The 14118-nt window shown below is 64.1% G+C and carries 16 protein-coding genes; 5 read left to right on the top strand and 11 right to left on the bottom strand.

The features are described from left to right. Window positions 1-352 precede the first annotated feature (352 nt). On the bottom strand, window positions 353-1060 hold the full coding sequence (locus tag LB529_RS02335) for an SDR family NAD(P)-dependent oxidoreductase (RefSeq protein ID WP_224611542.1): 708 nt from the start codon (window positions 1058-1060) through the stop codon (window positions 353-355). A 335-nt stretch (window positions 1061-1395) separates the two neighbouring features. Here LB529_RS02335 and LB529_RS02330 point away from each other — a divergent pair, with 335 nt between their 5' ends. Beyond that, entirely contained in the window at window positions 1396-1692 is a 297-nt protein-coding gene (locus tag LB529_RS02330) for a hypothetical protein (protein ID WP_224630168.1), read from the top strand. Window positions 1693-1847: 155 nt separating this feature from the next. Here the strand turns inward: LB529_RS02330 and LB529_RS02325 are convergent, their stop codons facing one another. Further along, complete coding sequence (locus tag LB529_RS02325) at window positions 1848-2444, bottom strand: YdeI/OmpD-associated family protein (RefSeq protein ID WP_224710053.1); 597 nt, start codon at window positions 2442-2444, stop codon at window positions 1848-1850. Between the two features lie 183 nt (window positions 2445-2627). Here LB529_RS02325 and LB529_RS02320 point away from each other — a divergent pair, with 183 nt between their 5' ends. Next, on the top strand, window positions 2628-3356 hold the full coding sequence (locus LB529_RS02320; protein WP_224710123.1) for an SDR family oxidoreductase: 729 nt from the start codon (window positions 2628-2630) through the stop codon (window positions 3354-3356). On the opposite strand, the gene LB529_RS02315 is transcribed toward LB529_RS02320, so the two are convergent. Then, window positions 3307-4257, bottom strand: a complete 951-nt coding sequence (locus LB529_RS02315) for a LysR family transcriptional regulator (RefSeq protein ID WP_224710052.1) — start codon at window positions 4255-4257, stop codon at window positions 3307-3309. The genes LB529_RS02320 and LB529_RS02315 overlap by 50 nt on opposite strands. A 13-nt stretch (window positions 4258-4270) precedes the next feature. After that, window positions 4271-5173 (bottom strand): S1C family serine protease, encoded by a 903-nt coding sequence (locus tag LB529_RS02310; protein WP_140840637.1) that lies wholly within the window; start codon window positions 5171-5173, stop codon window positions 4271-4273. Window positions 5174-5375: 202 nt separating this feature from the next. Here LB529_RS02310 and yghU point away from each other — a divergent pair, with 202 nt between their 5' ends. Next, window positions 5376-6245: a glutathione-dependent disulfide-bond oxidoreductase gene (gene yghU / locus LB529_RS02305; RefSeq protein WP_095768495.1), complete on the top strand. Its 870-nt coding sequence runs from the start codon at window positions 5376-5378 to the stop codon at window positions 6243-6245. Between the two features lie 38 nt (window positions 6246-6283). Here yghU and LB529_RS02300 read toward each other — a convergent pair whose 3' ends face one another. Next, complete coding sequence (locus tag LB529_RS02300) at window positions 6284-6829, bottom strand: YbhB/YbcL family Raf kinase inhibitor-like protein (RefSeq protein ID WP_140840635.1); 546 nt, start codon at window positions 6827-6829, stop codon at window positions 6284-6286. A 278-nt stretch (window positions 6830-7107) separates the two neighbouring features. Beyond that, entirely contained in the window at window positions 7108-8277 is a 1170-nt protein-coding gene (locus tag LB529_RS02295; protein ID WP_224710122.1) for a PLP-dependent aminotransferase family protein, read from the bottom strand. Window positions 8278-8552: 275 nt separating this feature from the next. Between LB529_RS02295 and LB529_RS02290 the strand changes: the two genes are divergently transcribed. Further along, a complete protein-coding gene (locus tag LB529_RS02290) occupies window positions 8553-9293 on the top strand; it encodes a sulfotransferase family protein (RefSeq protein WP_224601391.1) in 741 nt (246 codons plus the stop codon). A 57-nt stretch (window positions 9294-9350) separates the two neighbouring features. On the opposite strand, the gene LB529_RS02285 is transcribed toward LB529_RS02290, so the two are convergent. The 4 genes from LB529_RS02285 to LB529_RS02270 all read right to left on the bottom strand — a co-directional run bounded on the left by LB529_RS02285 (window position 9351) and on the right by LB529_RS02270 (window position 12518). Beyond that, window positions 9351-9506: a DUF1127 domain-containing protein gene (locus LB529_RS02285; RefSeq protein ID WP_095768360.1), complete on the bottom strand. Its 156-nt coding sequence runs from the start codon at window positions 9504-9506 to the stop codon at window positions 9351-9353. A 304-nt stretch (window positions 9507-9810) separates the two neighbouring features. Continuing rightward, window positions 9811-11010, bottom strand: a complete 1200-nt coding sequence (locus tag LB529_RS02280; protein WP_224710051.1) for an amidohydrolase family protein — start codon at window positions 11008-11010, stop codon at window positions 9811-9813. Window positions 11011-11330: 320 nt separating this feature from the next. Next, a complete protein-coding gene (locus LB529_RS02275; protein WP_140840625.1) occupies window positions 11331-11786 on the bottom strand; it encodes a GFA family protein in 456 nt (151 codons plus the stop codon). Window positions 11787-11966: 180 nt separating this feature from the next. Then, window positions 11967-12518 (bottom strand): isochorismatase family protein, encoded by a 552-nt coding sequence (locus LB529_RS02270; RefSeq protein WP_140840623.1) that lies wholly within the window; start codon window positions 12516-12518, stop codon window positions 11967-11969. A 141-nt stretch (window positions 12519-12659) separates the two neighbouring features. Here LB529_RS02270 and LB529_RS02265 point away from each other — a divergent pair, with 141 nt between their 5' ends. Beyond that, window positions 12660-13187 (top strand): hypothetical protein, encoded by a 528-nt coding sequence (locus tag LB529_RS02265; protein WP_224611551.1) that lies wholly within the window; start codon window positions 12660-12662, stop codon window positions 13185-13187. Between the two features lie 12 nt (window positions 13188-13199). Here the strand turns inward: LB529_RS02265 and LB529_RS02260 are convergent, their stop codons facing one another. Further along, window positions 13200-14108 (bottom strand): LysR family transcriptional regulator, encoded by a 909-nt coding sequence (locus LB529_RS02260; protein ID WP_224601387.1) that lies wholly within the window; start codon window positions 14106-14108, stop codon window positions 13200-13202. Between the last annotated feature and the right edge of the window lie 10 nt (window positions 14109-14118).

Genomic DNA, 14118 nt, shown 5'->3' with positions numbered 1-14118 from the left:
TGTGGCAACCACGGGAAACGCGGCTGCCTCGCGATGGTTCAACAGTTCCTTCGGATTTTGGATTGGAGCCTCGATCCCGCTCTGCCGCTCCTCCTGTGGCGGGCCCTCCTGTTGCGAGCTGGGCCGCAGCGTGCCTTGGGTGCACGGGCGCGAGCCTAGCACCACATGTCGCGGGCCGAGAATGCTATTTTCGTAGCATGGCTATCGGCAGACCAGCGCTTACCAAACAGACAGGCGACATGCAGGCTAAGTGCTTGCATTGTCTGGCTTTTCCACTCTCACGCTCACTTTTCGACGCCCGAGTGGAAAATTTATACTTTTCAATGGCTTGTCTTAAGTTTCTATTTTCTGCTCACCACGCCAGCCGCTTGCCGTCGCGAAAAAAGCCGCCGGTCGGACCGTCGTCCGGCAGAGTAGCGGCCCAGACGATGCCGGCCGCCCCTTGCGCGACCGGACGGCCGCCTGGGCCGCCCATGTCGGTCGCGACCCAGCCAGGGCAGATCGCATTGACCAGGACGCCTGCACCGCGCAGCTCAGCCGCCAGGATGCGGGTCAGCGCGTTGAGCGTCGCCTTGCTGGTCGAATAGGCCGGCGCGCCGGCGCCCATCGAAGCGAGCGAGCCGCCTTCCGACGAGACGTTGACCAAACGGCCGTGGCCGGAAGCGCCAAGCAGCGGCGCCAAGGCGGCAGCGACGCGCCAGGCGCCGAAGACATTGGTCTCGAATGCCTCGCGGATCACCGTCCAGTCGGGCCTGAGTGCCTGCGCCGAAGGGTCGTAATGGATGGCGGCGTTGTTGACCAAAACGTCCAGCCGGCCGAACCGGCTCTCGACCTCGGCCGCGGCGCGGTCTGCGGCCTCGGACGCGGCGACATCCAGCTCGATGGCTTCGACGGCGCTGCCAAGTGTCCTTGCCACCGTCTCGCCTTTGGCGAGGTCGCGCACACCGATGAGCACGGTGAAGCCGAGTTCCGCAAGCTGGCGCGCCGTCTCCAGACCGATGCCGCGATTGCCGCCGGTGACGAGCGCCACCTTGCCGGAATGATTTGCCTTACTGGTCATCGCTGCTGATCCTCGGTTATTCGTGCCGTCAGCAAGATCGCATCGATCACGGCGATTGATTAGCGGGAAGAATTTGCAATCATTATGCAATACAGCTCATGAGCCGGGACCCAACCGGATTCGCGCTCGGCAGAGATGTAACCGCGGAAGCGCCGCCCCTTGCCGTCGGCATGTGGGCACTTGCGCATTCCAAGAGCGAAGGCCTCCCCAGACACAATCTAGAAACAAGATTCAACAGTCCGGAAAAACTCGCGAAAAAAGCGGGTGTCATAAGCGGTACCGCAGCAGCCGAACTTACGGCGCGCGACAAAAGTCCAACCCAAGGAACGCCGATTATGAAAAAGACCCTTCTTTCCGCACTCGGCCTGGCCATCGCCCTCGCTTTCGCGGTGCCGGCGCTCGGCACCACCGAAGCCAACGCCGCAGCAACCGCACCCGCTGCGACCACGACGACCGCCACGACCACTGCTCCGGCCTCGGCCACCGAGACGGCGAAGCCTGCCGCCAATGGCCCGCACAAGAAGCTCAGGAAGCACCACCGTCATCATGCTCGCAAGCATCATCACGTGAAGAAGCACCACGCGCGCAAGCACCATGTGATGAAGAAGCATGTTGCGAAGAAGGCCGCATAAGGCCTGACGCGTTGCGGCCTTCATGACCGGATGATCCGAGACCGCTTGCTAAGGGTTCAGGATCATCGCTTCCCGAAAACGCCGCCCTCCCTCCCGGGCGGCGTTTTTGTTTGCGGACTTAGTGGGCAACCCTGGAACCATTTCGGGATCATGCCTTACTTCTTCTGCGGGTGGATCGTCTCGCCGCGCTTCAACATCGCCACCAGATCAGCAATCTTCTTCTTGCGGCCGGCCTCGGTCTTCATGTTGTGGACGCGGAAGGCGAGCGCGAAGCGGTTCTGTGCCGAAAGCTTCTCCAGCACCGCTTTCGCCCTCGGTTCGGCATCGATCGCGGCCTGCAGGTCGGGCGGGATGGTCATCTCCTTCGATCCGCCATAGGCGCGGTCCCAGCGACCGTCGGCCTTGGCGGCCTCGACCTGCTTGAGGCCTTGCTCGGTCATGCGGCCCGCCTCGATGAGGCGCGCGACATTGTCGATGTTGATCTTGCTCCAGATGCTCTTCCTGCCGCGCGGCGTGTAGCGCTGCAGGAAACTCCTCTCGTCGAGCGACTTGCGCACCGCGTCGATCCAGCCGAAGCAAAGCACGACGTCGATCGCCTCCTTTGGCGTGATCGAGGCGAGACCAGAACCGACCTTGTGGATCTTGATCCAGACCTCGCTTTCGCTGGCGTGGTTGTCGGCAAGCCAGGCATAGAAGCTTTCGGCATCCGCGAATTCGCGCACCTTGTTCGGATCCACCTTGATGGGCGCCATCGTCACCTCGTCTTTCGTCGCAACAGTGTGGATGATTCCGATGCTTTTGTAGCGCTGCCCTGGTGCCAGTTTCTGTCAGCAGGCGGTACATGATGCCATCGGAGGCTCCGATACCACCATCGATTTCTTCCGTTTCCGCTTCGCGCGGCGACCTGCCAAGCCATGTCCATGCAAAGGAAAGGCATGGACATGGAGAAGCAAAAAATCCTGATCGCCGGCGGCAGCTCGGGCATGGGGCTGTCGCTCGCCAGGCGATGCCTTGAGGAAGGCGCGCGCGTCATCATCGCCGGGCGCGGCGAAGCGAAGCTGGACGCGGCGCGGGAAGGACTGGGCCAGCCGGACACGCTCGAAACAGCCGTGGTCGATATCAGCCGCGAGGATGAGGTCGCCGCACTGTTTCAGCGCATCGGCAGGCTTGACCACATCGTCAGCACGGCGGCCGATATCGAGGGCGCCTACCGGCTGTTGCCCGAGATCGAGCTTTCAGCCGCGCAAAAGGTGGTGGAGAGCAAGTTCTACGGGCCGCTTTTGCTCGCCAAGCACGGCGCGCCGAAGCTGCCGTCAGCCGGCTCGCTCACCTTCGTCTCGGGCATTGCCGCCCACCGGCCGGCGGCGCGCGGCGCGGTCGTCGCCGCCGTCAACGCCGCATTGGACGGGCTGGTGCGGGCTTTGGCCGTCGAACTGGCGCCGATCCGGGTCAACGCCGTCTCGCCCGGCTGGGTCGACACGCCGATCTGGGAGTTCGTCGCCGGCGACAGAAAGGACGACACGCTTGCGGCGATGGCGAAACGACTGCCGGTGGGTCGGATCGGAAAGCCGGAGGACATCGCCGACGCAATCCGCTTCCTGATCGGCAATGGCTTTACGACGGGAGAGACGCTGCATATCGAGGGCGGGCATCGCCTGGTGTGACCAAGGCGAACCCCTCCCCTATGGCGGTGAGCAGTGCCTTCAGCGCCGGCGGCTGGACGCGCCGGCGCCGCCAGATCATCACCACGTCCGCCGAGCGGACCGGCCCAGGCCAGGCAAGCTCGGACACCTCGCCGCGATCGATCGCGGCGGCGACCGCGATCCGCGGAACGAGACCGAAGCCGGCGCCGGCCGCCACCAGCCCGGCAATGGCGTCGATGCTGCCGGCTTCGGCGGCGAGGTTGGGATTGCCGAGGCCTGCCTCGGCGAATGCCTTGTCGACCAAGGCGCGGTAGACGCAGCCTGCCTCGGTGGCGACGAAATGCTTCTCGGCCAGCGTCGCCAGATCGACATCCGCCCGGTTGTCGCCGGGCGGCGCTATCAGCGCCAGCGGCTCGATCGCCATGACGCGCCTGGCAAGGCGGCGGTCCGTCTCACCAACATCGATCTCTGGGGGCCGCTCGAAGCAGAAAGCGACGTCGATCTCGCCGTCGCCCAGCCTGCGCAGCAACTCGCCGCTTCCGGCTATCTTCAGCTTGATGTCGATGTCCGGATGACCGGCGCGGAAGCCGGCAAGCCAGCCGGCAAGCCTTGCCGAGGCGATGGTCTCCAGCGCGCCGATCGACACTGTGCCGGCCGTCCCGGCCCTCGTGGCATCGATGGCGGCCCGCGCGTCGCCGGCGAGCGCCAGCAGTTCCTCGGCATAAGGTTTCAGCGCCTCGCCGGCCGGCGTCAGGGAGAGCCCCTGTCGCGAGCGGGTGAAGAGGCTGGCGCCAAGCTCGGTCTCCAGCGCCTGGATCTGGTCGCTGACGCTCGACTGGGCGAGATTGACCTCCCGCGCCGCGCGCGTGACGTTGCGGGTACGCGCGACCGCGAGAAAGGTCTTCAGCAACCTGGGATGCACCGGCGCTCCGAGCCTACTGCAGCTGCGGCTTCTTCAGGAAGGAATTGCGATCGGCGGATTTGACGCGCAGCCAGGTCTCGCGGCCGTCGCGCACGACGCGTAGCGGAATTTCCGCACCCGCCGGGTTCTGCCAGAGTTTTCTGTAGAAATCGGCCAGACCGTCGACTTCGCCGTCGCGCACATCGGAGATGATGTCGCCCTGGCGCAGGCCCGCCTGCGCGGCCGGGCCGCCTTCGGCGACGCTCATCACCACCACCATGCCGTTCGACTCGGCCGAGAAGGCGCCGAGCCACGGACGCGGCGCCTTCGCCGCCTGGCCGCGCTTGATCAGATCGTCGAGGATCGGCGTCAGAAGATCGATAGGCACGACCATGTTGATGTCGGCCACCTCGCCGGCGCGGCTCATCTGCAGGCGCAGCGAGCCGACGCCGAGCAGCTTGCCGGCGCGGTCGAACAGCGCGGCGCCGCCCCAGGACGGATGCGCGGGCGCCGTGAAGATCGCCTCGTCGATCAGATACTCCCAATAGCCGGCGAATTCCTGCTTGGTCACGATGTGGGCATCGACCTGCTGGCCGATTCCGTCGGCGAGCGTCACGGCATCGCCGATCTTGGCTTTCCTGGCATTGCCGAGCTGGACAGCCGGCAGGCCGAGCGGCGACAGCGCCTGCACGAGGCCGAAGCCGGTCTCCTGGTCGTAAGCCAGCGCATGCGCGGCCACCACACGGCCATCCTGGTCGGTCAGCCACACTTCCTCGGCCTCGGTGATGAGATAGCCGATGGTGAGCACCAGCCCATTGTCGCGGATCACCACGCCGCTGCCCTCGCGGCGCGTGCCCAGCGCATTGGCGGTGAAGGCGTCGTCCGGAACCGTGGCGCGCACGGCGATTACGGAGCGCGAAATTTTCTCGATGGTCATCGATCCATCCTGCATTGCGGGTCTCTGCCTATAAGTATGGCCGAAGGAGCGCCGTGCAAGGGCGGATTTCCCCTCGCCCAAGCTGGCATAAGCGCTAGTTCAATGAAGATTGAACTTTTTTCTTTGACGCGCGCGGAACCGCACCTAAGTCTATCGGCATCCGTGGCAGATGCCGCCCTTCACGAAACACAAGGCCTTCAACATGAACCAATACGTCCCGCCGAAAGTCTGGACCTGGAACAAGCCAAATGGCGGTGAGTTCGCCTCGATAAACCGGCCGATCGCGGGCCCCACGCATGACAAGAAACTGCCGGTCGGCAAGCACCCGCTGCAGCTCTACTCGCTGGCCACGCCCAATGGCCAGAAAGTGACGATCATGCTGGAGGAGCTTCTGGCGCTCGGCCACAAGGGTGCGGAATACGATGCCTGGCTGATCAAGATCAGTGACGGCGACCAGTTCGGCTCGGGCTTTGTCGAGGTCAATCCTAATTCGAAGATCCCGGCGCTGATGGACCATAGCGAGCCGAAGCCGGTGCGCGTGTTCGAATCCGGCTCGATCCTCACCTACCTCGCCGAGAAGTTCGGCGCATTCCTGCCGACCGAACGCGCGGCGCGCGCGGAAACCTTCTCATGGCTGTTCTGGCAGATGGGCTCGGCGCCTTATCTCGGCGGCGGCTTCGGCCATTTCTATGCCTATGCGCCCGAAAAGATCGAATACGCCATCGACCGCTTCGCCATGGAGACCAAGCGGCAGATGGATGTGCTCGACCGCCGGCTGGCGGAGAGCGAATATCTCGCGGGCCCCGACTACACGATCGCCGACATTGCGGTCTGGCCCTGGTATGGCGGGCTCGCCAAGGGCCGCAGCTACACCAACTCCGCCGAGTTCCTCTCGGTGCACGAATACAAGAATGTGCAGCGCTGGGCCGACGCGATCGACGCGCGGCCTGCGGTGAAGCGCGGCCGCATGGTCAACCGCATGTCCGGCGATCCGGCCTTCCAGCTGCGCGAGCGCCATGACGCGAGCGACTTCGAGACGAAGACGCAGGATAAGCTGCAAGCGGCGGAGTAATGTAATCTCGCTCCTCGTGCGGGAGCTTGGCCGCCCCGTTACCTCCCATATGTGTATGTCACGGTCGCCTGGCCGAGCGCAGAGCTTTTAGCGGCGACCGAGATCATCTCCGGCAAGGGGTTGGCCGGTATGCGCAATGTCTTTTCACCCAGCGCATAGAGCGTGAAGACATAGTGATGGTCGCCGCTGCCGGGCGGCGGGCACGGGCCGAAATAGCCGGCGCGGCCGACTCCGCCTTTGCCCTGCACGGAGCCCTTGGGCATGCGCTTGCCGCCCTGCGCGCCGGCGCCCTCGCGCAGACCCTTGGCGCTCGCCGGGATGTTCCAGGCCAACCAGTGCCAGAAGCCCTTGCCGCCATTGGCATCGGTGTCGAACATGGTCAGCGCGTAGCTTTTCGTTCCGGCAGGCGGATCCTTCCAGGCAAGCGCGATCGAGACGCTCTGCCCGCCGCAGCCGGCTTTGTCGCCGAGATATTTCGCGTCCCATTTGCCGTTCGACACCGACGGGCTAGATATCTCGAAGGCGGCCGCCTGACTGGCGAAGGCGACAAGGGCAAGCAAAGTGAAGCCGAGGCGCAAGGTCATCTGATCCTCCCTGAATGACGCAGCGTAGCCGAAAAGCGGCCCGAAAAAGGGCAAGCTAGCGCGGCCGCCTGCCGGGACAATGAAAAAGCCCCGCCGGTGGAGGCCGTCGGGGCTCTTTCGTTCGGACCGTGGAGGTGGGACCCTACGGCCGGGTCGATCCAGGGGGTTGGATCGGTCGCGACACTAGCCGAGGAATCGGGCGCGCGGACAATCACGCCTGCACACGACCAATCACGCCTGCGCGAGTGGACGGCCGGCTGCTGATCTCTCCTTGAGGATCAGCCCCGCAGCAGCTTTGCCAGTCTCGGCACGCCTTCGTTCACCGCGTGGTCGTCGGCAAGCGTGAATGACATGCGCAGCGTGTTGCGGCCGGTGCCGTCGGCGTAGAAGGCGTTGCCCGGCACGAAGGCGACGCGCGCCTCCTTGATCGAGCGCGCCAGCAGCTCGGTGGCATCCGTACCTTCCGGCAGCGTCAGCCAGACGAACATGCCGCCGTCCGGACGGTTCCAGGAAATGCCGGCGGGCATGTCGGCTTCCAGCGCGGAAAGCAGCGCATCGCGGCGCTTTCGGTAGGCGCCGATCAGCTTTTCCACCTGGGCGTCGAAAATGGCTTCGGCGACGCGGTGCATGACCATCTGGTTGATCGAGGGGCTGTGCAGGTCGGACGCCTGCTTCATCAGCACCAGTTTCTCCACCACATGGCGCGGCGCGCAGACCCAGCCGACGCGCATACCGGGCGACAGGATCTTCGAGAACGACCCGCAATAGAGCGTGCGTGCACGATCGATGCCGCCGGAGCGGGCGCAATCGAGCGCAAGGATCGGCGGTTCGCCCTGGCCGTCATAGCGCAGCGCGCGGTAGGCGGCATCCTCGATGACAGCGATGTCGAGCTCGCCGGCGAGGTCGAGCACCGTCTCGCGCTGCTTGGTATCCAGCGTATTGCCGGTCGGATTCGCGAAATCCGGCACCAGATAGGCGAACTTCACCTTGCCGCCATTCGCCGCCGCTGCAGCGCGATAAGCCTCGGGCGTCATGTTGCCGCCGGCGGGGTCCAGCCGGTCGTAGCGCGGCTCATAGGCGTTGAAGGCCTGCAGCGCGCCGAGATAGGTCGGCCATGTCACCAGCGCAGTGTCGCCGGGGGACAAAAAGAGCTTGCCGAGATAGTCGAGCGCCTGCTGCGAGCCGGAGGTGATGAAGATGTTGCCTTCGTCGCACTGAACGCCAAGCTTGCCCATATAGGCGGCCAGCCATTTGCGCAGCGGCAGGAAACCCTCGCTGACCTGGTACTGCAGCGCGGCGCCCGCCTCCTTGCCGCCCAGCACGGCCTGGTAGGCATCGCCGATGGCTTCGGCCGGAAATAGCGACGGGTCGGGAATGCCGCCGGCGAAGGAGATGATGTCGGGCTGGTCGAGCAGCTTCAACAGCTCGCGGATTTCCGAAGCCTTCATGCGCGAGGAACGCGAGGCCAGAAGGTTCAACAGGGTCAAGACGCACCTCCCGCAGCGTGCTTCTATTTAGGTCAGCTTAGTTGACCTATTATCAGGTCTGGCCTTTCGCGTGAATACACAAACGGCCATGGCTCATCGTCCAGGCAACATTTGGCCCACAGATTTTCGCAAATGCTAATGAAAAGCCATTGCACGCTCGGCAAGGCCAGCGCACGATTATGACCAGAAACTGGAAGTTGATAGAAAATCAATCCGGAACAAATGGGGGAACGCGTATGACGCTCGAGGTCATCGGGGCCGGCTTTGGCCGCACCGGCACGTGGTCGACTTTCGCCGCGCTGAACAGGCTCGGCTTTCCGAGCTACCACATGCAGGAAGTCATCATCAACAAGGCCAACAAGGGCCATCTCGACTTCTGGCGCAAGGTGGCGAACAGCCCGCCCGGCGCGCAGCATGACTGGAACCGGGTCTTCGCCAATTATCGGGCGACCGTCGACAATCCGGGCTGCTGCGTGTGGCGCGAGCTGATGGCCGCCTATCCGGAAGCCAAGGTGCTTCTGACCCTGCATCCGCGCGGAGCCGAGGCCTGGTACGACAGCACCATCGACACGATCTACTTCACCGAGAATGTCTGGCAGTTCAGGGTGCTGGAATGGCTGACGCCGTTCGGCCGCAAGTTCGGCGACATGTCGCGCAAGCTGGTCTGGGGCCGGACGCTGAAGGGCGTGATGAACGACCGCGACAAAGCGGTGGCGCGTTATAACGCCTATGTCGACGAGGTGAAGGCGGCGGTGCCGCCTGAGAAGCTGCTTGTCTTCAAGGTCAGCGACGGCTGGGCGCCGCTCTGCGATTTCCTTGGCGTCGCGATGCCCAACGAACCCTTCCCTAATCTCAATGACCGCGCCAGCATCAAGAAGATCATCAACGAGATGATCGTGGGATCTTATCTGATGCTTGCCGGCGTGGCGGTCCTGATCGCGCTGGCCATCGGCGCCCTGTGGTGGTGGCTGGCGTAGCGGCCACCCGGATCGGCCTGCCAGGGCCGCGGCGCTCCGGCTCCGGCGGCCGCGTGATTAGAACGGCAAACGGATCTCGTCAGGCTCGGTCCTGTCAGGCCAGCCGATGTCCTTCTGAATCTCCGTCGGCAACTCGTTAAGCTCGCGCGCCGTGCGGCGGCGCTTGCTGGCCTGCGCGAAGGCGGCGCGGATTCGGTTAAGACTTTTGAACATGAAAAACCTCCTAAATCAGCGGCGGAAAACTGGTGCCGCCTCTTCCCGGCGTCGCTTTTGCGATGCGTCTGTAACCGGTGGATTGCGCGCGAACGGTGAAATGCTTCACGAAGCCGGAACGGCTTGAAACATATGCATGCAAATTAGTTTGCAGGATCAGCCACGCGGTCTGCATGAAAACCAGGAGCTTGCATGACCTGCATGTCAGACGCTTGGGCTGGTCGCCTTGATGGGTTGATTCACGTCTCCGAGAGGGAGGCGATAGCGCGAGTTGTAGCTCGGCAACAAATTAACGGCTTCTAATTCACCTGGTTTTCGGCCCCACTTTCCCGCCTCGCGCCACTTCCCTGCCCGCGCGATAGACGGTGCGATCCTTTGGCACCGCCACCACCGCTTCCGGGACATGCTCGGCCTTCAGCGCAACGAAATCCGCCTTGGCGCCGACAGCGATGCCGTAGCCTTCGAGTCCCAGCGCCTTGGCGCCGGCGTGGCTGACCACGTCGTAGGCGGCCTCCAGCTCCCAATCTTCGTAGAAGCCGGAGCGGTAGCCGATCATGTTGGCGCGGTTCAGCATGTCGCCATCGCCATAGGGCCACCATGAATCGCGGATGTTGTCGCAACCGGCGAAGACGGTGACGCCCGCCTTGCGCAGCGCCGCCACCGGCGGGAATGGATGATCGCCGGGCGCGTTGGTCATGATGGCGACGCCGGCGCCGGCGATCCGCTCGCCAGCCTTGGCCAACGCATCGGCGGAGATGTCGCCCAGCCCGTAGGCGTGGCTGACGACAACCTTTCCCTGCATGCCCATTGTCGCGGTCCGGGCGGCGATCTCCTCGATCTCGAACAGGCCGAGTGTGCCGCGGTCATGCAGGTGGATGTCGATACCGGCGCCGCGTTTTTCGGCAAGGCCGAACACCACATCGAGATGGCCCTTCACGTCGCGATCGAAGCTTGCCGGGTCTAGCCCGCCGATCAGGTCACAGCCGAGCTTGAGCGCCTCGTCGAGCAACTCCGCGGTGCCTGGCGAGGACAGAATGCCGCTCTGCGGGAAGGCGACGAGCTGGATGTCGATGAGGTCGCGGTATTTCTCCCGCACCGCTAGGATCGTCTCCACATGCTTCAACCCAACCGCGGCGTCGACCATGACATGGCTGCGCATGGCGAGGCTGCCATTGCCGACGCAGAGCTCGAGCTGGTTTCTCGCCCGCTCCGCCATGGGTGCTGCCTGCTCGAGGTTGCGCATCTGGACGGCAACCCGCTCGCGCACGTCGAAGCCGTTGGTGCAGGGAATGTACGGGCGCCAGACATCGCCGTAGAAGGAGGTGTCGAGATGGATGTGGCCCTCGACGAAAGCCGGCAGGACGAGCTGGCCGGCGAGGTCGACGGCACCGGACCTGGCTGCATTGCCGGCCGGAGCGATGGCGCTGAAGCGGCCGTCGGCGACGATGAGGTCACGGAGCGAGCCATCGGCAAGCCTGGCGTTGAGAAAACGAGTCTGATCCACGATGCAATCCGTTGAGAAGGAAGGCGTCAGTCGTCGCCGGTCGAACGGACGAGGTCAATGCGGCAAGGGATAGAAAGTGTTTCGCCTTGCCTTCTCGTTGTGGGGGGCGGCGAGCTCAACCCTCGGCATATACCGTTTTCGCGGAAGTTTCAGCGGGCGGCAGATATGCGATGGTGAAGCCTGCGGTATGAGGCCGCCGTGGTCGACGCGGACGCCCAAGCACATCCCCAACAATGCGCCCCCAACGGCCGCGTCGACCATGACCGGAAACGCCAACGGCGACCGCGCCTTGGGTCGCCTTTTCGACCGGCCGCTTTTACTCAGCCTTGGGTGCCGGCGTATTCGGCGACCAGCGGCTCATATTCCTCGAAGGCAGGCAACGTCGCGTAGCTGTGCACGGCCGCCGTCGCCACCCAGGGCAATTTCTCAGACGTCCAGGTCTCGATGAAGGGCGCAAACCAGGTATGGTCGTCGAGCATGGTCGGGCGCAGATTGACGAACCAGTCGATCCCTTCCGGCCGCGTGAACATCCAGGTCATGCAGTAGCCGCAGAAATAATGTTTCGAGGCGCCATGCAGGCCGCCGACCACCGGTTCGCCCTTCGTCACCTCGAAACCTTCCGAGGGGATCGCCGCGCTCAGCGAATAGGCGCTGGACGACATCGACTGGCAACCCGTGCAATGGCAGGCCATGGTGAGCAGCGGCTTTGCCGAGATTTTCAGGCGCACGCGGCCGCAGCGGCAGCCTCCTTCGGCGGGAAGAGAAAGACTTGGCAAGATGAGCTCCTGGGGTTGGGGTCTCCCTTATCCCCCTGTGGGAGAAGGTGGATCGGCGCGTAGCGACAAGACGGATGAGGGGTGTTCCAGCGGAGTGAGATGCTGGCATTCCCTGGAACACCCCTCATCCGGCCGCTTCGCGGCCACCTTCTCCCACAAGGGGAGAAGGGGAAGGCGCGCTCAGCCTTCGATCAACTCCGCCGTCGTCGCCATCCGCACGCCCTGCCCCGCGAAAGCCTCGTTGTGGCGGGCAATGATGTCGGGCGCGTTTTCCTCCAAAGAATCCAGCGTCGAATGCGCGTCCGAAACCACGGTGACGCCAAATCCCTCGGCAAAGGCGCCCTTCACGGTGGCGGCGACGCAGAAATCAGTCTGGGCGCCGAGGAGCACGACGTCCTTCGCGCCGTGTCCCGCCACCCATTCAACGAGTTCGGGATTCGAGAATGCGTTGCCGACGGTCTTGCCGAAGGTCGGTTCGTCGGCGGCCTGACCGAGCAGCGGCCATACGGGCCAACCGGAAGCGCCCGGCGCCAGCGGATCGCCTTCCGGTCCGTCATGGCGGATGAACGCCACTTTGCGGCCGGAACGCCGTGCCCAGTCGATCAGCCGACGGGCACGCTCGGCGATCGTGTCGGCGTCATGGATCGGCGGATCGAACCGACCGTCGAACATGCCGGTCTGCAGGTCGATGACGATCAGCGGCGCGGCGGCGGAGGGGGCTGTGTCTGGCATGGCGCGAAGATAGCGTGGGTGGGGGGTGGGTCAAGGACGAGGCAGGAGCCAACAAGCAGCAACTCGCGCAAACCATTTACAATTTTGAGTTGCATTCAGGATTAATCACAACTAAGATGATCGAGAGATCGGGGGATGACAATGGATGAACAATACACCGTATTCCTGATCGGAGGAGGCACGGGAGGTGACGAGCAGGCGGTGTTCACGCCGCACGATGCGGGGACCCGATGCAGGCTCACCTGCACCTATCGCAATAAAGTCATCGCTGCTGAAGAAGACGACTATTTCGAAGCCCTATGCCAAATCCGCAATCAGCTCGAAGTGGAAGGACTACTACCCTTTTGTTATGGCGCGAGCGCCAATGTTTTCCCTGAAGGCACCGTGACAGAGATGAGTCGAGGATTGGTGGTCTGCAAAGTGAAAACGGGCGAGCGTCCCAAGAAGAGCGACTTAGTCAATATATTTGACGATGGCTATGACGTGATGCCCGTGTTCGTCTCGATGCAGCAGAAGTTTTGGGATTCGTGGCTCGCCTCCCTGCCCCGATCACAAGACCCGGAGATAGCGAACTCGACGGACGGTGCAACCCACTCCCTCTGGCAGTCTCTAACACTTCGCTTTGCCAAGATGTTGAAATCGCTTTTTCCACTGTCAGGGGGAAGATAAGGCACCTGGCTTCTACGACATCAGCGGCATCGGCCCCTTCAGCGCCTCCGCCAGCGCGTCGCGGAACACCGCGATCGGGCGCGCCAGCCTGCCGGCCGGCGGGCGGTGGAGCAACCAACAGCGGACTTGCGGCTTGAAGCCGGGGCAGTCGACCACCTCGACCGCGTCGCGCCATTGGCTGCCCGACAGCGCGCCGGGCGTGACGACGCCGATGCCGTGGCCGCGCGCCACCAACGACATTCTCAGATCCGCGCCCTGCGCCTCCACGCCGACATGGAAGGGCAGCCGCGCCGCCTCGAAGCGATGGCGGATGAACGCGCGGAAGCCGCAGCCGGTTTCGTTGAGCACCCATGGGTAGCGCGCGAGATCGTTGAGCTCGGCCGGCTTCGGCACGCCGAGGCCTGGCGAAGCCACCAGCAGCACCGCCTGCACGCCGAGATCGTCGCCGACGAGCTCCGGCGGCGGCGCGACGCCCTCGGCCAGACAGACGGCGACCGCGTCGATCTCGCTGTGCAGCACCTGCTCCACCAGGCGCGGCGACAGGCTGGAGGTGATATTCAGCGTCAATTGCGGGAAGGCCGCGCGAAGACTGTCGAGCGGCTCGGACAGCGCGCTGGTCGACAGATAAGGCATGATGCCGAGGCGGAACTCGCCCCTCACCTCGCCGGCCGGCGAGACGCCCGCCTTCAGATCCTCCAGCGAGCGCAGCAGCCGACGGCCATGCTCATAGGCCTCGCGACCCGATGCGGTGGGTTTGAGCGGCTTCGACTGGCGGTCGAGCAAAGGCGTCGCCAGCCGCTCCTCGAGATTCTGCACCCGGCGCGTCACGCCGGGCTGGGTGAGATTGAGCCTGGCAGAGGCGCCGACGATGGAGCCGGTTTCGACGACGGCGACGAAGGCTTCAAGGTCATGGATGTTCATGCGTATCTCA

Origin of the sequence: Mesorhizobium sp. CA5 (genome assembly GCF_020165105.1) — a bacterium.
Lineage (GTDB): Bacteria > Pseudomonadota > Alphaproteobacteria > Rhizobiales > Rhizobiaceae > Mesorhizobium.
This window is presented reverse-complemented; position numbering and strand designations above follow the sequence as displayed.

Coding starts and splice junctions, on each gene's coding strand:
- LB529_RS02335 (WP_224611542.1), bottom strand. CDS start 1,060: ATGACCAGTAAGGCAAATCATTCCGGCAAGGTGGCGCTCGTCACCGGC.
- LB529_RS02330 (WP_224630168.1), top strand. CDS start 1,396: ATGAAAAAGACCCTTCTTTCCGCACTCGGCCTGGCCATCGCCCTCGCT.
- LB529_RS02325 (WP_224710053.1), bottom strand. CDS start 2,444: ATGGCGCCCATCAAGGTGGATCCGAACAAGGTGCGCGAATTCGCGGAT.
- LB529_RS02320 (WP_224710123.1), top strand. CDS start 2,628: ATGGACATGGAGAAGCAAAAAATCCTGATCGCCGGCGGCAGCTCGGGC.
- LB529_RS02310 (WP_140840637.1), bottom strand. CDS start 5,173: ATGACCATCGAGAAAATTTCGCGCTCCGTAATCGCCGTGCGCGCCACG.
- yghU (WP_095768495.1), top strand. CDS start 5,376: ATGAACCAATACGTCCCGCCGAAAGTCTGGACCTGGAACAAGCCAAAT.
- LB529_RS02300 (WP_140840635.1), bottom strand. CDS start 6,829: ATGACCTTGCGCCTCGGCTTCACTTTGCTTGCCCTTGTCGCCTTCGCC.
- LB529_RS02295 (WP_224710122.1), bottom strand. CDS start 8,277: ATGAAGGCTTCGGAAATCCGCGAGCTGTTGAAGCTGCTCGACCAGCCC.
- LB529_RS02290 (WP_224601391.1), top strand. CDS start 8,553: ATGACGCTCGAGGTCATCGGGGCCGGCTTTGGCCGCACCGGCACGTGG.
- LB529_RS02285 (WP_095768360.1), bottom strand. CDS start 9,506: ATGTTCAAAAGTCTTAACCGAATCCGCGCCGCCTTCGCGCAGGCCAGC.
- LB529_RS02270 (WP_140840623.1), bottom strand. CDS start 12,518: ATGCCAGACACAGCCCCCTCCGCCGCCGCGCCGCTGATCGTCATCGAC.
- LB529_RS02265 (WP_224611551.1), top strand. CDS start 12,660: ATGGATGAACAATACACCGTATTCCTGATCGGAGGAGGCACGGGAGGT.
- LB529_RS02260 (WP_224601387.1), bottom strand. CDS start 14,108: ATGAACATCCATGACCTTGAAGCCTTCGTCGCCGTCGTCGAAACCGGC.